A 19,111-nucleotide genomic window follows, 5' to 3' on the forward strand; every position below is an offset into this window, starting at 1 on the left:
CCGAAATGGAGGATAAGGAATCCCTTATTTAGTAAGGGCTTTATCGGTGAACGAAGAAGATAGTACAGCTTAAGCATTCTGAAAAATGCTTACGAGCAAAGGCCGATTCCACAAGTTTGTGGCACGCAAAAAGGCAAAAAGAAAGGCAGTCAGAGCACTTTTGTCTCTCACTGCCTATTTTCGACTATTTCCACATGTCGCGAGTAGGATTACATCCAATCGCTATTACGGATAACGCCGACGGCGATACCTTCAATGGTTAAGTTTTGCTGGGTTAAATCCACCACGATTGGCGAAAATTCTTCATTCTCTGCATGCAACCACACTTGTGTGCCTTTGCGCTCGAGACGCTTGACGGTGACATCGTCTTCAACGCGTGCCACCACAACTTGGCCATTACGGACATCTTGTGTTTTATGCACGGCCAGTAAATCGCCATCCATAATACCGATGTCTTTCATGCTCATACCGTTAACACGAAGCAAGAAATCTGCGCTCGGTTTAAACAGGCCAGGATCAACCTTGTAGTGCATTTCCACATGCTCTTGCGCCAGAATAGGTTCACCCGCGGCCACGCGGCCAATCAACGGTAAACCAACATCATTGGCGGATTCCGCTTCAATCAATAAACGAATACCACGCGACGCGCCAGGTACGATTTCAAGCACGCCTTTTCGCGCCAGCGCCTTCAAATGTTCTTCCGCGGCATTGGCTGAACGGAAGCCCAAATCCTTCGCGATCTCAGCACGGGTTGGTGGCATGCCCGTGTCGTCGATTTTTGCTTTGATAAGATCAAAGACTTGCTGCTGTCTTGCGGTTAACGGCTTCATAATCAGACCTGTCTTTTTATACAGTTAACTGTGAGTATATCCAGTGTTTAACGAGTTGAAAAGACGCATTTAGCATCAATCGCGCCAATCCACCTCTTCGCGATCACACTTTCTTGCTTAATCTTCGATTGCCCGCATTGACTCATGGCTGACATAAGCATGCGTAATACTGTCATTTCGCTGCAAGTTCGGAGACGTTTTCTGCTAGACTTGCCACGCACAAAACATAAGAGGCCGCGATCAGATGTCTGCTTGGCAATCGTTTTATCACAAGCTATTGAATTTACCTTTATCTGTACTGGTCAAAACGATCAGTATCCCGTCAGACCCTATCAATCAGTTGGGCTTCGATCTCACTCGCCCGATGGTTTATGTTCTGCCATTTCGCTCTCACACCGATCTGCTCACGCTGCGCAATATCTGCTTGCAGCTGGGATTGCCAGACCCGCTTGAGCCATTAGAGCTCGGCGGAAAAAGCCTACAACGCTATGTTTTCGTTTCTGAAGGCAAGCGCATGTTCAGCCATGGCGATCCGGTCCCTACTGAGTCCATCGCCCTGTTTACTGAACTGCTCGAGCTACACAAGCGCGACTCTGAGCTTGATATTCAGCTGATTCCTGCGTCTGTGGTGTGGGATCGTAATCCGGGTAACGAATCACGCCCAGCGGCTGCATCATTAAAAGCAATGAACAGCCTGCAAAAGTGCTACACCATTTTGACACTCGGTCGAGACAGCATGGTGCGGTTAAGTAGCCCTGTATCACTGCGTTTCATGGCGGACAAGCACGGCACTGATACCACTATTGCCAACAAGCTTGCGCGCGTGGCAAAAATCCACTTCTCTCGTCAGAAGATGGCAGCGTCAGGCCCGAACTTGCCAGACCGCCAAGCCTTGTTTAAGCGTTTACTCGCCTCTAAAGCCATAGACAAAGTGGTACAAGAAGAAGCAGTTAGCCGAGACGTGCCCGTCGAGAAAGTGCGCAAAGAAGCCATCGACATGATGGAAGAAATTGCTGCTGACTTCTCTCCGAGCCTTATCCGCTACGCCGACCGCCTGCTGACGTGGCTTTGGAATAAGCTGTATCAAGGCATTAATATCAATAATGCGGAGCGAGTTCGTCAACTGGCACAAGATGGTCACGAGATTGTTTACGTGCCATGCCACCGCTCGCACATGGATTATGTGCTGCTGTCTTACACCTTATATAAGGAAGGCTTGGTACCTCCGCACATTGCAGCGGGTGTTAACCTAAACTTCTTCCCAGCAGGGCCAATTTTCCGTCGTGGCGGCGCGTTTTTCTTGCGTCGTACGTTTAAAGGTAATCGCCTGTATTCCACGGTTTTCCGTGAGTATCTGGCTGAGCTTTTTGCCAAAGGCTATTCGGTGGAGTACTTCTCTGAAGGGGGTCGCTCGCGAACCGGTCGTCTGCTTCCAGCCAAAACCGGCATGCTCGCCATGACCATTCAAGCCATGCTTCGTGGCCTTAAGCGCCCCGTCACCCTTGTGCCTGTGTACATTGGCTACGAACATGTCATGGAAGTCAGCACCTACGCCAAAGAGCTGCAAGGTAAGCGCAAAGAGAAAGAAAGTTTCGGCCAAGTGCTGGGTATCCTTCGTAAGCTGCGCAACTACGGGAAAGGGTATGTAAACTTTGGCGAGCCGATCCAGGTCAATCACTTCCTCAATGAGAAAGCACCAAACTGGCACCAAGACATTGACCCGATTGAGCCACAGCGTCCAACCTGGCTAAATCCCGTGGTGAATGAGTTGGCTGAACGCATGATGACGCAAATCAACGATGCGGCTGCGGCGAACGCCTTAACGCTTTGTGCCACGGCATTGCTGGCCTCTCGTCAACGAGCATTGAGCCGCGAAGCACTCGAAGAGCAACTGAACATTTACCTTGAGTTGCTGCGACAAGTACCGTATTCATCGACCAGTACAGTGCCAGAAGACTCGGCACAAGAGTTGGTTGAGCATGCGCTAACGCTGAACAAGTTTGTGGTAGAGAAAGATTCACTAGGTGAAGTGATTTCACTGGATCGTCAGCAAGCTATTTTGATGACCTACTATCGCAACAACATTATCCATTTGTTTGCGATCCCGTCATTGATTGCACAGATGCTGGTGTTCAAAACGAGCGTCAATCGCGTTGCCTTGATTGATACGGTTCGTCAGTTATATCCACTGCTCAAAGCCGAGCTGTTCATGAGCTTTGATGACGAAGCCTTGGCGAGTTATGTAGATGCTGTGATTGTCGAGTTAGAGCGTCAATCACTGATAACGACTGATGGTGACATGCTGCATCGCGCCCCGGGCAAGTTGAATCAGCTACAACTGCTGGGTCGAACCATTGCGGAAACCTTGCAGCGTTACGCTATTACTATCACCTTGTTCTGCCATGAGCCAAACGTGTCGAAATCCGATCTGGAGCAACAAAGCCAGATGATGGCGCAACGCTTGAGCCGTCTACACGGCATCAATGCGCCGGAGTTCTTCGACAAGGGCGTGTTCAGTACACTGGTGGCCTCATTACGTGAAGAGGGCTACCTCAACGACGATGACCATGCGAAAGCAGAGCACATCGAAACCCTGCAAGAGTGCGTGTTGGGCTTAATATCTCCGGAAGTACAGCTGACCATTCAAGCCATCTTGAATCAGCCAACCGAAAGCTAACCCGCAGCTAACATCACAAATATACCCATAAAAAAACCCTCGCTGAAAGCGAGGGTTTTCTTTTCTATTCTGTTGTCGGTTTTCTCAGTAACCAAAGCGAGCAGTGAAGCCGCACTGTGCATCATCAAACTAAGACAGCCAGGCCAACACCAATAAACACCAGCATGCCGACATAGTTGTTGTTCAAAAACGCTTTGAAGCACGCATCCCTGTCTCGACTTTTCGCCAACCACTGCTGATAAACAAACAGCGCAGAAGCGGCCAACAAGAACCAGTAATAAACCGCCGCCAATTGAGATAAATACCCCACCAGCACCAGCAGCAACAAGGTCACCAGTTGCAGCACGCCCACAGCAGCTTTATCGTACTTCCCAAACAGAATCGCCGACGACTTAATGCCAATTTTCACATCGTCATCACGGTCAACCATGGCATACAAGGTGTCGTAGGCTACTGTCCACGCCACATTGGCAAGAAACAGCATCCACGCGACAGGCGGCAGTTCACCCGCTTGAGCCGCATAGGCCATCGGGATAGCCCAGCTAAACGCCATCCCCAGCACCAATTGTGGCATGTGCGTGAAGCGCTTCATAAAGGGGTAGATAAACGCCAGCGCCAAAGCCACCACAGAAAGCTTGATAGTGAGCGGGTCGAGCGTCAGCACTAACATAAACGCGCCAAGTACCAGCAGGCCAAACAAGGCCAGCGCCTCTTTGGCTGTGATTTTCCCTGAAGGCAGAGGGCGTTGCTGTGTGCGTTTGACGTGTCCGTCAAAGTTACGATCAGCAAAATCATTAATCACACACCCAGCGGCGCGCATCATGACCACGCCCAGCACGAAAACTAACAATACATGAATATTTGGCAAGCCATCCGCCGCGAGAAACAGCGCCCACAGTGTCGGCCACAGCAGCAACAGGCTACCAATTGGCCTGTCCATGCGGGTCAATTGCCAAAAGGCTCTTGCTTTAGCCACGTCCATTTAGCCTTCCTCCTGATAAATGGGTGCATGAGGTAAAAACAGTTCGGAGACCAGCATGGGTTTATCATTCACCCACAATCGAGAACGTCGCGCCAAAAGTACCTGCCCGTCAAACGTTAAATGTGCCACTTCAATCGCATCACGACGCGCATTGGCCTGATTAAAGACACGCTGCCCGAGTGGCACAGCGCCGAGGTCAGCGATATCTTGCTCTTGCTCTGTCAATGTTGACATCGGCACAAGTGTGCGGGCACATAGCCAAGGCACATCATCACCAAAGAGAACCACTTCGCGTACCAAGCACGCCTGATCACCCAATAATTGACGCTCGGAGTCCGATAACACCTCTCTTTCCACGTCGTGAAGGCCGAGCACCTCAACGGTCAGCGTACGGCAGCAAGCTTTCAAGCGCTCCGTCATAGAATGACGCTCAAGCAGCCACTCACCTTCCTTTGTTTTTTCCAGCAGTTGCCAGTCTGGGGCCTCCCAATTCGCCTCCACAAGGGCTTTCACGTGTAATCGTTTGAAATCTGACATCTTATCCTGAGCCGAAGAGCAAAATAGCAACAAAACTTTCGCCGAATCTGCCATTAATGTTTAGTATTAATAGTGCGCTATTGTACACAGCTGTGCTCACGCATGCGCAGCTAAACTACCACAAGAGTTTCATTAAATCTGGGGTTTGGCAAAAACCATGAATAAAAATATTACCGCCATTTTCGCCTTGTTATTAACGCTATTACTCTCTGTTCCATCCATTGCTAATGCAGAAGAGGAAGCAGCGAAATTTAGCTATTTCACGCTGGAGCCTGAAATCACGACCAACTTTATTACCGACGGTCGTAAGCTCGGCTTTATCAATGTGCGCATCGATCTGATGGTTGATGACCCATCACTAATCCAAATGCTGGAATACCACCAGCCGCTGATACGCGACACCATTATTGAAGTGTTGAGCCAAGAAAACGAAGTGCGCATAAAATCCTTGTCAGGACGAGAAGCCATTCGCAAAAACTGCTTAGAAAAGGTCAATGCCCTGCTATTGGCTGAAACCAATCAGAAGGTGCTGGCAGATCTACTGTTCACTAAGTATCTCTATCAGTAAGCCAAACAAACAAGAAAGGCGCACCGAGGTACGCCTTTCTTGTTGCTTCAAATATTCAAGTGAAAACAGATCTCGACGTGCATCTATTCACTGTTAAGCACCGACCACATCACCCACTTTCTGGCTGCATTTCGACACGTAGTCTGCCACTTGGTGCTGTTCTTGTTGCGTCAAATACAACCCAAGCTTAGTTCGACGCCAAAGCAAATCTTCCGCCGTTTGCACGTATTCTGTCGCCATCAGGTAATCAATTTCTTTTTGGGTCAAACCGCCGCCAAAATCCTGCCCCAGATCAGACTGTTGCTCAATATTGTCTAACCAAACCCACACTCTAGCGCCATAGGTTGTCGCTAAACGGTTGACTGTCATCGCATCCATCCAACGAAAACGATGCGCCAGCGCAGATTCAACATCACTGAATGAAGCAATGCCTTCACCGCCCGGCAACACACTGTCTGCAGTCCAAGGCTTGTCCATGTCAGCAAAGAAAGGTTGGAGCTTGTTTACTGCAGCTTGTGCCAATTTTCGATAGGTGGTGAGCTTGCCACCAAACACAGACAAAATCGGCGCATTGCCGCCGTTACCATCAAGCTCTAGCGTGTAATCGCGAGTGACGGCTTGCGGCGAGTCTGATTCATCATCACAAAGCGGACGAACACCGCTGTATGTCCACACCACGTCCTCGCGGGTTAGCTCTTTAGTGAAGTGCTGATTGTAGACTTTTAAAAGATAGGCGATTTCATTGTCATCAATAGATGCTTTTCGTGGGTCATCGTGATGCTCAACGTCGGTTGTGCCAATCAACGAGAAGCAATCAAGATAAGGCAGCACAAACACAATGCGGCCATCTTCATTTTGTAAAATATACGCTGCCGACTCATTGTGCACTTTCGGCACCACGATATGGCTGCCTTTGATCAAACGAATACCGCGCGGGGATGTCAGCTCAGTACTGTCATCGTAAAACTGTTTTACCCAAGGACCCGCGGCATTAACCAGCACTTTACAGTGACGAATAAATCGCGCTTGGGTGAGTTGATCGACAATCTCGACCTCCCAGTGACCCGCCATTCTGGTCGCCTTAGTGACTTTGCAACGGTTACGCACTTCTGCGCCATGCTCCGCCGCATCCATAATGTTTAATACTACCAAACGCGCATCATCAACCCAGCAATCTGAGTATTCGAAACCTTGAGTAATTTCAGGCTTCAGCACTGACTCTTCGCCAAACTTGATTCCTTTGCTGGCGGGAAGACTGGTGCGTTTACCAAGGTGATCATAGAGAAAGAGGCCAGCACGTATCATCCATGCAGGGCGAAGATGGGGGCGATGAGGTAAACGAAAACGCATTGGCCAAGCGAGAAACGGGGCTTTTCGAAGCAAGACTTCACGCTCAGCGAGCGCTTCACTCACTAAACGAAACTCGTAATGCTCAAGATACCGCAGGCCACCGTGGATCAATTTCGAGCTGGCTGACGATGTCGCAGATGCAAAGTCATCGGCCTCAAACAACCCGACCTTCAACCCTCGACCGGCAGCATCCGCCGCGATACCTGCTCCATTTATCCCGCCACCCACGACAAGTATATCCAACATCTCTGCGCTCATTCTGTCCTCTGCATTATCCCTTTTGCCCACTCGCGCCGATCACACCGTGACTTTTTGCGCTCATTCGAGCATTTAATTTTCGTTTACGAGCATTTTAGTGCAAATAATCACCTTGTCCAGTGACAATAAGGCGAAAAATACAACAAAAGGTGGATACAAAAACGCCGCCAAGCGGCGGCGAGGACGAGAGACCAGAGGGTTAAAGAATGATTTCGACCAGTGTTTCAGTGTCTTGCAGGCGTGCAGCAATGGTTTCTGGTAAAGGTGAGTTGGTAAACAGCATGTTGATTTGGGTAATATCACCCACATTGACCATGGCGTTACGCCCGAATTTCGTGTGATCTACAGCCAGCATAACAGAACGGCTGTTTTGCATAATGGCTTGTTTAACGCGTACTTCGTGGTAATCAAAATCAAGCAGGCCACCGTCGAGATCAATCCCGCTGATCCCCAATATGCCGAAATCGAGCCGAAACTGAGAAATAAAGTCCAGTGTCGCTTCACCCATTATGCCGCCATCACGGTTACGCACTTCGCCACCCGCCATGATGATTTGAAAATCTTCTTTCACCATCAGAATACTGGCGGCATTGAGGTTGTTAGTCACAATGCGTAAGTCTTGATGATTGAGCAGTGCACGCGCTACCGCCTCGGGGGTGGTGCCGATATCGAGAAACAAGGTCGCGCCATCAGGAATATGCGCCACCAGCGCCTGTGCCAACTTATTCTTGGCATCTTGCTGCATCACTTTGCGCGCGTCATAAGCGGTGTTGACGGAGCTGGATGGAATGGTCGCGCCACCGTGCTGACGTCGTATCTTGTTTTCCGCAGCCAGTTCATTGAGATCACGACGAATCGTCTGAGGGCTGACGTCAAAAAACGCAACCAGATCATCGGTGCTGACGTAGCCTTTACTTCGAACTAAATCGAGAATTTCCTGATGTCGTAGTGTTTGTTTCACTGTGTCCTCTGTGCAAACACGAAATCTATGCTTAGTTTACGTGGCGATAACCGCATTGCCAATGCGGGCAAGCCTAAGGGTGAGCGCGCATCACACTAAGCATCCCACTAAGCATCACAGTTAAGAAGGGTTTCTCGCGGCTCGGGAGAACTTGGCATCAAACACTGCAATCGCACAGCCTGACACCAAACCAAAGAGGTGCGCCATATTGGCGATAGCCATGCCGAAGGGTTCAAAGAAACCCACCACCAACCACAACAGCATAAAACCGACATAGCTTGGCTCTATCGACAACCCGCGAGAAGGCGCCAATGTCCCCATAAGCCACAAGTATCCCAGCAAGGCATACACCACGCCCGACATACCACCAAACGCAGGTCCTTCAAACACATACTGCCCCAAACCAGAGAACAGCGCAGTGAGCAGGAAAAGCTGAACCAACTTAGCACTGCCGCTTATCTTTTCTATTTTGCCGCCCAGCACCCACCACCACAGTAGGTTAAACACGATGTGAGTCGCAGAGAAGTGCAATAGCGCGTGGGTGAACAAACGCCAAAGTTGCCACTGTTGATCATCTGTAGCGGGAAAGTGCAGCAGGGAAAAGACTTCATTACCAAAGCCAAGTGTTAGCCCTGCATAGGCGAGAATGGATACCGCCATGATGAACAGAGTAAACGGGCCAGCGTTTTGCTTGAGCGAGGTGAGTATCTTCTGACGTGGATAGGTAAAATGCGCAGTACGGCTTTCGGCCATATCCCATGAGGCCGATTGGTACTGACGGGAAGTTGGGTCGTGTAAAAATGCCTGTAACTCTGATTCAGCCTCAGCTTGATGCTGAGCTTCAACTAACCACAAGGCAAATTGCCCCTCCCCTTCAGGCATCATTTGAATTTCAATGTGTCTTGATGCCATGTAATCGATAAATGCCTGTCCGGCACGAGGGTTGGAAATTGCAATCAGCCTTATCATTAATACCTCTTAATCGCTCTTAATCGTTATTGCCTGCCACGGGCAATGACTGTCGATGCCACGCTTCGAATCCGCCATCTACACTGTACACCTGCTCAAAGCCTTGGTTAACCAAATATTGTGCCGCGCCCTGGCTACTCACGCCGTGATAACACATTACCAATACGGGTTGTTCATAATCAACGGTCTGGCCAAATTGCACCATGGTGTCATTGGTCAGGTGAAATGCGCCCTGTGGATGAGATAGCGAAAATGACTGAGGATCCCGAATATCGACGATCACTGCGTTCTGATCGTTGTCCTGCAGCAACTGCCAAGCATCCAATACAGAGATATGCGCAAATTGTTCCATGGGTTATTCCACTCCCGTTACATCATTTAAGGTACTGTCATTTCAACCACACAGTGAGAAACAACAAGTAAAACACCATTGTACCCGAGTTTTTGCCAATCCTTGCCACAGAGATAATAGGGAATTTGTACGCTTTTTCACCACCTGTGGAAAAGACTGTGGATTGCGTTGATAAAGTAGGATCTAGACCGAGGATCCACTACATGTAGTGTTGATCGTAATAAAGCTGTGGACAAGTAATCTGAGACCAAACGGGATAAGGGTTGTTCAGGTACAAAAAAGCCGGCAATGATGCCGGCTTTTAGGATCTTCGTGGATTGACGATTACAATGCGTCTTCGCCCACCGCTTCTTTCAGTTTGCGCATCGCATTCTTTTCGAGCTGTCGAATACGCTCAGCAGATACCTGATAGTGATCCGCCAATTCCTGCAAAGTCGCTTTGTTATCATCGTCCAACCAGCGCGAGCGAATAATGTGCTGGCTTCGTTCATCCAGCCCTGACATCGCTTGTGCCAATCGGCGGTTAGCGTGGTCTTCCCAGTTTTGCGCTTCAAGGTTAGTTGCAACATCTGAGCTTTTGTCTTCCAAAAAGAAAACAGGGGCCACAGGGCCTTCGCGCTCATCATCGTCTGCACCGCCATCAAAGCCTGCATCTTGTGCAGCAAGACGGGATTCCATCTCACGTACTTCAGATGCATCAACACCTAGTTGCTCGGCAACCAAGTTAACTTCATCAGCGTTAAACCAACCCAGACGCTTTTTAGACTTACGCAAGTTGAAGAACAACTTACGCTGAGCCTTAGTCGTCGCCACTTTCACAATACGCCAGTTACGCAGAACGTATTCGTGAATTTCGGCTTTGATCCAATGCACCGCAAAAGATACCAGTCTCACACCCACTTCTGGGTTGAAGCGCTTAACCGCTTTCATCAGACCAATATTGCCTTCCTGCACCAGATCGGCCACGGGAAGCCCGTAACCAGAATAACCACGGGCAATATGAACAACAAATCTCAGATGAGATAGGATCAGGCTTTTCGCCGCGTCCAAATCTTCGTCGTAGTGCAGACGTTCTGCAAGCTCGCGCTCTTCGTCGGCAGACAGCATAGGATGGCTGTTTACCTGACGCAGATAGCTATCCAAGCTATCTCTTGAGATTGGGGCTAGTGCATACATCTCTGCTGTCATTTTCACCTCTTTTCGAATTTATCGAACATTAACGGCCCCGAAAGACCAAGGCATACTGTACTCAAGTTAAAAAAAACTGCAAGCCTGAGTAAATAGTCACCATTTATGTGACTGCAATTTATCAAACAGGTTCAATGTCTCTCAAGTGCCTCGCCGCCGCTAAGCGTGCAGCCAACAAACCAATCAAACCTGCGACCATAAACAGAAGTAGCGTTTCATCGACACCTAAGCCGCTGAGACGAAAACCACTGCTATATAATGTAGCCAATTTTGCCACAGCCGCATCGAGTAAAAAGCTGTTTATCGTTGCCACAATCCAAGCAACCACTGCACCGGACAATGCTAACCAAACGCCCGTGTACAAATAGGGTCGAAGGATGTAGCTATCGGTAGCACCAACCAGCTTCATGACCTGAATTTCTTGTTTTTGGTTCAGCACTTGTAATCGTAAGGTATTCCCCACGATAAGGAACACTGCCATCAACATAAGACCGGAGAACACCCAAGTTAATGTCAGCACCAAAGATTCAATCGCGGCAAGACGCTGTAGCCAGTCACTATCAAGACGCACTTCTTGAATGTCTGATTCTGCGCGAAGCTTTGATGCCAACGCCGTTACGGCGGCTGCATCATCACTGATCGGCGTCACCACGATCACCCCAGGTAACGGGTTGTCATCGAGCAAACTCACTGCTTCATCAAACCCTTGGATCTGTCGAAGCTGCAACAAGCCTTGCTCAGGAGAGATATACGCAACGGTATCAATCTCAGACCACTGACCAATCTCATCACTCAGTGATATCGCTCGGTCTTCCGGTATCTCATTGAGATAAACCGTTAACTGATTAGGTGCTTGCCATTGTGCACTGACTGCCACCACATTCTTGGCCAACATGTAGAGCGTCACAGGCAATGCCAATGAAAAAGCCAATGCCAATACGGTTAACAAATTCCCCGTCGGCTTAGCCAGCAAATCACGCAGGGCTTGTCCGCATTGCTGTTTGTGCAAAGACAAAAAGTTAGCCACGCGCCACCTCCGACAGATGACCTTGGTTTAGGTCAAATCGACGCATGTCATAACGGCTCAATAAAGACGTATCGTGAGTCGCCATGAGGACAGTGACGCCCACTTGGTTGAACTGACGAAAGAGTTCCATGATTTGCTGCGATAACGCCGCATCCAAATTTCCAGTCGGCTCGTCGGCAATCAATACTTGAGGACGATTGACCACCGCGCGGGCGATACCCACACGTTGCTGCTCACCACCTGAAAGCTGGATAGGCAAGCACGCGGCTTTATCTAACAAGCCCACTTTGTCTAGTGCCGCAGAAACACGCTTTTTAACGTCAGACTCGTTGGCTTGTTCAATACGCAGCGGCAGCGCCACATTGTCAAACACACTTCTGTCCATCAGGAGTTTGTGATCTTGAAAAATCACCCCGATGTGGCGGCGCAAAAAAGGGATCTCTTTGCGGTCAATACGCGAAATATCGTGATTGTTGAACAATATTTTGCCGTCACTTGGCCGTTCAATCGCGCACAGAAGTTTCAGCAGGGTACTTTTGCCTGCACCAGAGTGACCGGTCAGAAATGCCATGTCGCCTTTGGGTAAGTGAAAGCTTACTTTCTGTAATGCTCGCTGCCCACCGCGGTAGGCTTTACTAACCTGCTGAAACTGGATCACGCCTATCAGTCCTCCTGACTAAACAGTGCTTCGATAAAATCTTCTGCCACAAAAGGTCTCAAATCATCAATCCCTTCACCGACACCAATGTAACGAATAGGAATGTTGAATTGATCGGCCACCGCAAAGATAACGCCACCTTTGGCGGTACCATCAAGTTTGGTCAGGGTGATACCTGAAAGCGGCGCGATGTCATTGAACAAACGCGCTTGGCTGATGGCATTTTGGCCCGTACCCGCATCGATGGTTAGCATGATTTCATGCGGGGCATTTTCGTCGAGCTTTTTCATGACACGGACAATTTTCTTCAGCTCTTCCATTAGGTTAGCTTTGTTTTGCAAACGACCGGCGGTATCTGCGATGACCACATCAACTTTGCGTGCTTTTGCAGCTTCAATCGCGTCATAGATCACTGATGCGCTATCTGCACCCGTGTGCTGTGCAATCACAGGAACGTTATTGCGATCGCCCCAAACCTGTAGCTGTTCGACTGCCGCCGCGCGGAAAGTGTCACCTGCCGCCAGCATGACGGATTTACCTTCTTGCTGGAATTGCTTGGCGAGCTTACCAATAGTGGTGGTTTTACCCACACCGTTAACGCCGACCATCAGGATCACAAATGGCCCATCTTGGTTGGCCACATTAAGAGGCTTTTCAACCTTGCTCAAGATGCCAGCCATTTCCTGCTTAAGCAGACCATACAAGGCCTCACCGTCTTTCAGCTCTTTGCGAGAAGCATTGTCGGTCAGGTTATTGATGATCTTGGTTGTGGTATCCATACCAACATCAGCAATCAGCAACTGCTCTTCGAGTTCTTCAAACAACTCGTCATCGATTTTCTTGCCGCTGAATAAACCAAAGAAACCCGCACCTAGATTGGCTTTGGTTTTCTGAAGGCCGCGCTTTAAACGAGCAAAAAGACCTTCTCGCTGAGGTTTTTCCTGTTCGGCTTGCGTCTTCGCCAGCTCTTCGGCGGCCAACTGTTCTGCAGCAATGGCATCGGCTTCTGCTTGCAGGCGTGCTTGCTCTTCGGCTTGTGCCTTCGCATCAGCTTCAGCTTGTGCTTTCGCATCGGCTTCCGCTTGCAGGCGTGCTTGTTCTTCAGCTTGTGCTTTCGCGTCAGCTTCCGCTTGCAGGCGAGCAGCCTCTTCAGCTTGTGCTTTCGCATCGGCTTCTGCTTGCAGGCGCGCTTGTTCTTCAGCTTGTGCTTTCGCATCGGCTTCTGCTTGCAGGCGAGCAGCCTCTTCGGCATGAGCTTTCGCATCCGCTTCTGCTTGAAGGCGAGCAGCCTCTTCGGCTTGAACTTTCACATCAGCTTCTGCTTGAAGGCGAGCAGCCTCTTCGGCTTGAACTTTCGCATCAGCTTCTGCTTGCAGGCGAGCAGCCTCTTCGGCTTGAACTTTCGCGTCCGCTTCTGCTTGAAGGCGTGCTTGCTCTTCAGCTTGTGCTTTCGCATCAACTTCTGCTTGCAGGCGAACAGCCTCTTCGGCTTGTGCTTTCGCGTCAGCTTCCGCTTGAAGGCGAGCAGCCTCTTCGGCTTGTGCTTTCGCATCGGCTTCTGCTTGCAGGCGAGCAGCCTCTTCGGCTTGTGCTTTCGCATCGGCTTCTACTTGCAGGCGCGCTTGTTCTTCGGCCTGTGCTATCGCATCCTCTTCTGCTAGCAGGCGTGCTTGCTCTTCAGCTTGTGCTTTCGCATCCGCTTCTGCTTGCAGGCGAGCAGCCTCTTCGGCTTGTGCTTTCGCGTCAGCTTCCGCTTGAAGGCGTGCTTGCTCTTCGGCCTGTGCTATCGCATCAGCTTCAGCTTGTAAACGGGCTTGTTCAGCCTGTTGTTCTTGTTCATCGTTCTTGCGGCCGAAACCCAGCCAGGACATAAATCCGCGTTTCTTTTTTTCTGCCATTGGCAAATCCTAAAGCATGATTGGTACAATCAGCACGATGACATCGCGCTAATCTTAAACTGTGAGCACTGCGCCTTATAAATGCAGTGAGGTAACGGCGATGTATTACATACATTGCGGCGCAGAAAATTCGGCGAAAGAGGCCAAAACCCTTACGTCGCTGATCATTTTAAAAAGGGCAAATTGACCTTGAAAATGCTAAGCCGTTACCGAACCGACATATACTAACACCTTCTTGGCGGTCAAAAAATCTATGGTAAGACGTAACCCTAAAAACCCTGCGAAACAACCTAACGGCAGAGGTAATCATCCTTCATCGAATGCAGGTGGCGGTTCTGGTTTTGTCCGCATTATTTCTGGCAAATGGCGGGGGCGTAAATTGCCGGTTAAAAACGTCGAAGGCCTTCGCCCTACAACAGATCGTGTGAAAGAAACCGTGTTTAATTGGCTAGCGGCAGATTTATATCAGGCCAAATGCCTTGATGTGTTCGCAGGCAGCGGCGGTTTAGGGCTTGAAGCTTTGTCTCGTCAGGCTGACCACGTCACCTTACTAGAGCTTGATAAAGGTGCTGCAGCGCAAATCAATCTCAACCTTGCCACCTTGAATGCCGACAACGCGACAGTGCATAACACCGACGCTTTGCAATATTTATCGCAAACCGGGCGGCCATTTGACGTGGTCTTCATCGATCCACCGTTTCGTAAAGACTTGTTGAGTGACGTGTTGAACAAACTCGAGCACAATGGCTGGCTTAACAAGAACGCATTGATTTACATTGAGGCGGAAAAAGAGCTTGGTGTGCCAGACGTGCCCGCGCATTGGGACATGATTAAGGAAAAGCATGCCGGACAAGTGAGCTTCCGGCTGTACCAAAGAGAGGAAAAATGAAAGCACTCATCTTTTTAGCAAAAGCGGCCATTGGCTTTGTTTGGTTGGTATTAATCGCGAATATCGTTTCGCCGTTTCCAGGCGTCGCAGCCATGGCGCTGTATATCATGACAGCCTTCCTGTTCTGTATGCATGGCTTACAAATGTTGATATTTATCGGTGCATTTGGCGATAAAATCACTATGACCCGCTGGGAAAAATGGTCGATCCTAATCTTCGGGATCTTCGCGCTGCTCGATATTCGCCGCAAATACATGGTTGGCTGATAGACCTACCCTTCGCAAAAAGGCCTCTTCTGAGGCCTTTTTCATTCACGGTGCATTTCAGCCTAGTCGCACTGGTTCAGTGCTGACAGATCCGAGCTTCATTCACCACTAACGAACCTGCTTGTTCAAGAATCTTCTTTCTACGGCGCAAGAACACGAGCACTTCGCTAAATGAAAGACGGTTTTGGCTGCAGGTATGGAAGCGTGCTGAAGCGCCCCATTGGCCGTTCACCCACTCTGACAGCGCTTGCTCGGACATTGAATTTGATTTGAGGTGATTTAGAATTTCATGAACATGAATTGACGCAGGCATTACAACTCCACAAGCGCACAGTGATCAATGGACGTCATGGAAACACAGTACTGCAATGACTGTTTTGATATGTCGCAAGGTTGGTCAGGATTCATCACGCTGTGTGCTGCATTGCCAGCATACTTCAAAGCTGCCGCCATTCTCTTCGTGGCAAGATGGACAGAACCAAAGGCTTTCTGCTTGGGCTTCATATTGTTGCAGCGCTGTTCGCGCTTTTTCTTCACGCGCGACATCAACCCACAAGGTCACAGCAACCACATCGGCTGGAAGTTCGCCTGTGGCACTCGCCAATGAGTCGCCTTTAAGCATGACATCCATCCCCATGGATTCAAGCATTCCTTTAAGACTATGCGCCTCCAGTGAATTGCTTGCACTATACACTTGAATCCAAGACATTAATGACTTCTCCCTACTGAGGCATCACAGACAAACTAAGGCATCACAGACAAAGTGAGCAATCCCTGGGCGCAAAAATACGTGCTCATCACCAGCAAAACTGACGCACGAAAAGGCCCTTTAAATCGCTCAAAGGCAAGCACGGTGTCAGACACCATAAACAATAACGCGCCACCAAAGGCGTAGGCTGCCGTCTGTGAATGTGCATTTAACCAAAATTCACCCGCGCCCCATGCCATCTGCCCTATCACGGCGATGTAAATCCCTACAGGGATCAGCAACGCACCAAGGTTTGGCAATAGGAGGAGAAAAATAATCACACTCGCCGCGCCTATCAGTGACGGAAGCCACCACACCATGGAGCCGTCGAACTGCTGCCAAAAGGCGACGCTATATAAAATATGTGCAATCAGAAAACTCACCAGCCCGGGAATAAATCGATCTTTTGGCAACATCAAGAACACATCACCAAACAACGAAAACAGCAAGCCAGCCAAGATGAAATAGGTATAAACATTCGCCTCACCGCCCATTACGGCGATCAGCATCATCAATGCAATAGTCAGCGGTTTAAACAGATAAAACTGCCATCTTGGGCCTTTATAAGCAGCATTGATGTGCAGCAACCCTGAACAACAAACAGCAAGCCAACTCAACATGATCTCTTCCCTTAAATTGCGAGCCAAGCAAGTCTAGGGATGCAAGATGGAATGTCCACCGTACATGTCTCAGAAAGCGAAGCTCGCATCAAAAGCAGGCATTATGACGCTTTATGCCCCTAGAAAGGGTAAGCCTTTCAATATGAGTGTGCGTCTCAATTTGGCGACGATCGATATCTCTTTTTTTACGGGGAAACAACGAAAAAGAGCACTCATTATGAATGCTCTTTTGATTGTGATTTGGACACATCACCGACCAACAATGTGTCCCCAATTTTCGACATAAAACCACACCGCGCCAGCCGTAACGGCAAAGATGAGGAAAATTGCAACGCGCCATATCATTCGGTTGCTGCGAGGAAGCAGCTCTTTTTCGCACTGCTTACAGGCTGAAACAAAGCCGTTCATGTCATCGACTTCATAGCCGTCCTCGTGCACCGCTTTATTTCTTATTGTTGCAACAAAACGCAACTTTGAAATGATATCGTGTGGCAGCCGCTCTTGGCAGCTGGTCACTAATTCATGAAGCCCTCGCCCTTGAGCGTGATAATGCTCTTTGAGCAAGCGCTCAAGTCGCCGGCTTTGTCTCACAACAACAGCGATGTCATCCATGTAGGCCTCCGATGGTTTCTTCATATCGGGCGGAGTCGTTGTACCCGCAACGTATGCTTTTCATTAGCTTAAGTCATATCATCAAAAATGAAAAAGCACTTTAACTTCGTTTACATTCGCACCAATACAGATACGGATAAGTGCGATCGATCACGAATTGTTTCTGGTGGCAGTATGTCTACCTTCTCTTCTGAAGTAGACTCACGTTCGACCCTTTACGGCCGGATTAAGGAGACAACCGTGCCCATTTCTGTGATTTTGCTCGTGCTCGCCCTGGCGGTGGTTGCTGGTGTCTACTTCGTGTTTACCTTTCAAAAACACACCCTGGGACAAGGCGCAGAAGATCGTGCTATCGATATCCGCATCCTTGATAAACAAGTTGTTTCCCTACCTAGCCCAGATCAGCACCAAGATCCGGAAGAGTATTGGATCTATGTTGAGCCCATTTCTGGCGGTCCGAAGCGCGAGTTTCAAGTCGGTGTTCATTATTATCATGCCCTACAACCAGGCGATTGCGGCACATTAACGTACCGCGGTTCTGACTTTGTACACTTCGCTAAGCTACAACGAATTGACTAACTAAGGCACCAACCACGCCGTCGCGCGCCACTTCGACAACCCGACACTGGTCCAATACGACAAGACAAACACGACCAGTGTCACCAAGGGGATGCTCAACCATGCCATTCCAAAAATTATTCCTGTTTCTCTCAGCGGCCATAGAAAAATCGGGTGGATCAAGTAAATCCCTAGCGAGTGGCGACTAACACGCGTCACCCGCTTTTGCCATTTATCCGACACACGCTCGGCCCAGCGCTGGCAGAGCACAAATACCATGGCGGCAATCAGCACGGTATTAATCGTCTTATAAGAGAACCAGCCCGCGCTGGTGTATGACCCCTTAGCGACACTTTGCGAAATGGCCGTGTATTCGGTTGCCACCAGCGCTAACACGCCCAAGAACAACAGCAGTCCAAAGGGTACTTCGCGTCGATGCAGCGCGTACCCGAGTAGTAAATACCCTCCGTACAGCACTAACTCTTCAACAGCACCTAGATGAACACCCATCAACCTCGCCACACACAAACTGAGCCAAAGCGCCAACAAGGTGTTGAACATGTCAGGCGATTCTCGTTGTGCCAAAGGACGAAGTATCGGAATTAATAGATAGAGCGGCAGAAAATAATAGAAAAATCCCAAGTGATAGTAGGTTTCTTCAATCGGCAATTGGGCCAATCGGTGTATGGTTTCTGACCAATTTACATTTTGTAACGAAATTGCCGCGAGAAGCGCATAAAAAACAGACCAGACCACAAAAGGGACGAACACCTTCATGACTCGCCGCTTAACAAAATAGGAAGGTGAAAATGCACGAGTGTCTGAAAGCATCAATGCACCTGTAATCATAATAAAAACAGGCACAGCCCAACGACTTGCACCGTTAAATGCAATGGCAGAAAGCCAGTCACTTTGTGGAATATCGCTCCCGATATGGCGGTAAGGCCCCAAAACATGGATTGCGATCACAGCTATTGCCGCAACAACTCGCAACAGCTCGAAATAAAAGACTTTTTTCTGCATTTCAGTTCCAGAATTTGGGCCGAATAGTCACTGGTGATGCTTTGATTGTAAACCCGTCGATAATTTCGCCAAACCGAACAGAAAACAAACAACATTTAACACCATATGTTAATTTTTATTTAAATTATATGACTGCATAA

21 protein-coding genes are annotated in these 19,111 nt (G+C 49.1%); 5 read left to right on the forward strand and 16 right to left on the reverse strand.

The genetic code is table 11. The features are described 5' to 3' along the window. Nucleotides 1-209: 209 nt before the first annotated feature. Nucleotides 210-830, reverse strand: a complete 621-nt coding sequence (gene lexA, locus AB8599_RS15195) for a transcriptional repressor LexA (protein ID WP_407331700.1) — start codon at nt 828-830, stop codon at nt 210-212. A 244-nt stretch (nt 831-1,074) separates the two neighbouring features. Here lexA and plsB point away from each other — a divergent pair, with 244 nt between their 5' ends. Next, nucleotides 1,075-3,507: a glycerol-3-phosphate 1-O-acyltransferase PlsB gene (gene plsB / locus AB8599_RS15200; RefSeq protein WP_407331701.1), complete on the forward strand. Its 2,433-nt coding sequence runs from the start codon at nt 1,075-1,077 to the stop codon at nt 3,505-3,507. A 124-nt stretch (nt 3,508-3,631) separates the two neighbouring features. Here the strand turns inward: plsB and ubiA are convergent, their stop codons facing one another. Further along, a complete protein-coding gene (gene ubiA, locus AB8599_RS15205) occupies nt 3,632-4,489 on the reverse strand; it encodes a 4-hydroxybenzoate octaprenyltransferase (RefSeq protein WP_407331702.1) in 858 nt (285 codons plus the stop codon). Continuing rightward, nucleotides 4,490-5,026 (reverse strand): chorismate--pyruvate lyase family protein, encoded by a 537-nt coding sequence (locus tag AB8599_RS15210; RefSeq protein WP_407331703.1) that lies wholly within the window; start codon nt 5,024-5,026, stop codon nt 4,490-4,492. Nucleotides 5,027-5,183: 157 nt separating this feature from the next. Here AB8599_RS15210 and AB8599_RS15215 point away from each other — a divergent pair, with 157 nt between their 5' ends. Then, nucleotides 5,184-5,594 carry a flagellar basal body-associated protein FliL gene (locus AB8599_RS15215; protein ID WP_407331704.1) on the forward strand — a complete coding sequence of 137 codons (411 nt, stop codon included), beginning with the start codon at nt 5,184-5,186 and terminating at the stop codon, nt 5,592-5,594. 93 nt (nt 5,595-5,687) lie between these two features. Here the strand turns inward: AB8599_RS15215 and glpD are convergent, their stop codons facing one another. The 8 genes from glpD to ftsY all read right to left on the reverse strand — a co-directional run bounded on the left by glpD (nt 5,688) and on the right by ftsY (nt 14,255). After that, a complete protein-coding gene (glpD, locus tag AB8599_RS15220) occupies nt 5,688-7,190 on the reverse strand; it encodes a glycerol-3-phosphate dehydrogenase (protein ID WP_407331705.1) in 1,503 nt (500 codons plus the stop codon). Between the two features lie 211 nt (nt 7,191-7,401). Continuing rightward, nucleotides 7,402-8,163, reverse strand: coding sequence for a DeoR/GlpR family transcriptional regulator (locus AB8599_RS15225; protein WP_407331706.1), 762 nt, complete (start codon nt 8,161-8,163; stop codon nt 7,402-7,404). A 120-nt stretch (nt 8,164-8,283) separates the two neighbouring features. Further along, nucleotides 8,284-9,132 carry a rhomboid family intramembrane serine protease GlpG gene (glpG, locus tag AB8599_RS15230; protein WP_407331707.1) on the reverse strand — a complete coding sequence of 283 codons (849 nt, stop codon included), beginning with the start codon at nt 9,130-9,132 and terminating at the stop codon, nt 8,284-8,286. Nucleotides 9,133-9,151: 19 nt separating this feature from the next. Beyond that, nucleotides 9,152-9,484: a thiosulfate sulfurtransferase GlpE gene (glpE, locus tag AB8599_RS15235; RefSeq protein ID WP_407331708.1), complete on the reverse strand. Its 333-nt coding sequence runs from the start codon at nt 9,482-9,484 to the stop codon at nt 9,152-9,154. Nucleotides 9,485-9,808: 324 nt separating this feature from the next. Next, the gene (rpoH, locus tag AB8599_RS15240; protein ID WP_407331709.1) at nt 9,809-10,672 is read right to left on the reverse strand and encodes an RNA polymerase sigma factor RpoH; all 864 of its coding nucleotides are present in this window, start codon (nt 10,670-10,672) and stop codon (nt 9,809-9,811) included. Between the two features lie 121 nt (nt 10,673-10,793). Next, nucleotides 10,794-11,699 (reverse strand): permease-like cell division protein FtsX, encoded by a 906-nt coding sequence (gene ftsX, locus AB8599_RS15245; RefSeq protein WP_407331710.1) that lies wholly within the window; start codon nt 11,697-11,699, stop codon nt 10,794-10,796. Beyond that, entirely contained in the window at nt 11,692-12,357 is a 666-nt protein-coding gene (ftsE, locus tag AB8599_RS15250) for a cell division ATP-binding protein FtsE (protein WP_407331711.1), read from the reverse strand. Before ftsE ends, ftsX begins: the two co-directional genes overlap by 8 nt. 5 nt (nt 12,358-12,362) lie before the next feature. Continuing rightward, on the reverse strand, nt 12,363-14,255 hold the full coding sequence (gene ftsY, locus AB8599_RS15255; protein WP_407331712.1) for a signal recognition particle-docking protein FtsY: 1,893 nt from the start codon (nt 14,253-14,255) through the stop codon (nt 12,363-12,365). 253 nt (nt 14,256-14,508) lie between these two features. On the opposite strand from ftsY, the gene rsmD reads away from it, so the two are divergent. Continuing rightward, on the forward strand, nt 14,509-15,144 hold the full coding sequence (gene rsmD, locus AB8599_RS15260) for a 16S rRNA (guanine(966)-N(2))-methyltransferase RsmD (protein ID WP_407331713.1): 636 nt from the start codon (nt 14,509-14,511) through the stop codon (nt 15,142-15,144). Further along, entirely contained in the window at nt 15,141-15,410 is a 270-nt protein-coding gene (locus tag AB8599_RS15265; RefSeq protein WP_407331714.1) for a DUF1145 domain-containing protein, read from the forward strand. Before rsmD ends, AB8599_RS15265 begins: the two co-directional genes overlap by 4 nt. 76 nt (nt 15,411-15,486) lie before the next feature. Here the strand turns inward: AB8599_RS15265 and AB8599_RS15270 are convergent, their stop codons facing one another. The 4 genes from AB8599_RS15270 to AB8599_RS15285 all read right to left on the reverse strand — a co-directional run bounded on the left by AB8599_RS15270 (nt 15,487) and on the right by AB8599_RS15285 (nt 17,390). Then, on the reverse strand, nt 15,487-15,723 hold the full coding sequence (locus AB8599_RS15270) for a YecH family metal-binding protein (protein ID WP_407331715.1): 237 nt from the start codon (nt 15,721-15,723) through the stop codon (nt 15,487-15,489). 84 nt (nt 15,724-15,807) lie between these two features. Further along, nucleotides 15,808-16,119 (reverse strand): DUF2007 domain-containing protein, encoded by a 312-nt coding sequence (locus AB8599_RS15275; protein ID WP_407331716.1) that lies wholly within the window; start codon nt 16,117-16,119, stop codon nt 15,808-15,810. A gap of 35 nt (nt 16,120-16,154) precedes the next feature. After that, nucleotides 16,155-16,778, reverse strand: a complete 624-nt coding sequence (locus tag AB8599_RS15280) for a lysoplasmalogenase (protein WP_407331717.1) — start codon at nt 16,776-16,778, stop codon at nt 16,155-16,157. A 249-nt stretch (nt 16,779-17,027) separates the two neighbouring features. After that, on the reverse strand, nt 17,028-17,390 hold the full coding sequence (locus AB8599_RS15285; protein ID WP_407331718.1) for a DUF4145 domain-containing protein: 363 nt from the start codon (nt 17,388-17,390) through the stop codon (nt 17,028-17,030). Between the two features lie 240 nt (nt 17,391-17,630). Here AB8599_RS15285 and AB8599_RS15290 point away from each other — a divergent pair, with 240 nt between their 5' ends. Then, nucleotides 17,631-17,969 (forward strand): DUF2500 domain-containing protein, encoded by a 339-nt coding sequence (locus AB8599_RS15290; RefSeq protein ID WP_407331719.1) that lies wholly within the window; start codon nt 17,631-17,633, stop codon nt 17,967-17,969. Here AB8599_RS15290 and AB8599_RS15295 read toward each other — a convergent pair whose 3' ends face one another. Continuing rightward, nucleotides 17,970-18,971, reverse strand: coding sequence for an acyltransferase (locus AB8599_RS15295; RefSeq protein ID WP_407331720.1), 1,002 nt, complete (start codon nt 18,969-18,971; stop codon nt 17,970-17,972). Nucleotides 18,972-19,111 lie beyond the last annotated feature (140 nt).

The organism is Enterovibrio litoreus (genome assembly GCF_045679545.1).
In the GTDB taxonomy this organism is placed as follows: Bacteria; Pseudomonadota; Gammaproteobacteria; order Enterobacterales; family Vibrionaceae; genus Enterovibrio.

Coding starts and splice junctions, on each gene's coding strand:
- lexA (WP_407331700.1), bottom strand. CDS start 830: ATGAAGCCGTTAACCGCAAGACAGCAGCAAGTCTTTGATCTTATCAAA.
- plsB (WP_407331701.1), top strand. CDS start 1,075: ATGTCTGCTTGGCAATCGTTTTATCACAAGCTATTGAATTTACCTTTA.
- ubiA (WP_407331702.1), bottom strand. CDS start 4,489: ATGGACGTGGCTAAAGCAAGAGCCTTTTGGCAATTGACCCGCATGGAC.
- AB8599_RS15210 (WP_407331703.1), bottom strand. CDS start 5,026: ATGTCAGATTTCAAACGATTACACGTGAAAGCCCTTGTGGAGGCGAAT.
- AB8599_RS15215 (WP_407331704.1), top strand. CDS start 5,184: ATGAATAAAAATATTACCGCCATTTTCGCCTTGTTATTAACGCTATTA.
- glpD (WP_407331705.1), bottom strand. CDS start 7,190: ATGTTGGATATACTTGTCGTGGGTGGCGGGATAAATGGAGCAGGTATC.
- glpG (WP_407331707.1), bottom strand. CDS start 9,132: ATGATAAGGCTGATTGCAATTTCCAACCCTCGTGCCGGACAGGCATTT.
- glpE (WP_407331708.1), bottom strand. CDS start 9,484: ATGGAACAATTTGCGCATATCTCTGTATTGGATGCTTGGCAGTTGCTG.
- rpoH (WP_407331709.1), bottom strand. CDS start 10,672: ATGACAGCAGAGATGTATGCACTAGCCCCAATCTCAAGAGATAGCTTG.
- ftsY (WP_407331712.1), bottom strand. CDS start 14,255: ATGGCAGAAAAAAAGAAACGCGGATTTATGTCCTGGCTGGGTTTCGGC.
- rsmD (WP_407331713.1), top strand. CDS start 14,509: ATGGTAAGACGTAACCCTAAAAACCCTGCGAAACAACCTAACGGCAGA.
- AB8599_RS15265 (WP_407331714.1), top strand. CDS start 15,141: ATGAAAGCACTCATCTTTTTAGCAAAAGCGGCCATTGGCTTTGTTTGG.
- AB8599_RS15270 (WP_407331715.1), bottom strand. CDS start 15,723: ATGCCTGCGTCAATTCATGTTCATGAAATTCTAAATCACCTCAAATCA.
- AB8599_RS15275 (WP_407331716.1), bottom strand. CDS start 16,119: ATGTCTTGGATTCAAGTGTATAGTGCAAGCAATTCACTGGAGGCGCAT.
- AB8599_RS15280 (WP_407331717.1), bottom strand. CDS start 16,778: ATGTTGAGTTGGCTTGCTGTTTGTTGTTCAGGGTTGCTGCACATCAAT.
- AB8599_RS15285 (WP_407331718.1), bottom strand. CDS start 17,390: ATGGATGACATCGCTGTTGTTGTGAGACAAAGCCGGCGACTTGAGCGC.
- AB8599_RS15295 (WP_407331720.1), bottom strand. CDS start 18,971: ATGCAGAAAAAAGTCTTTTATTTCGAGCTGTTGCGAGTTGTTGCGGCA.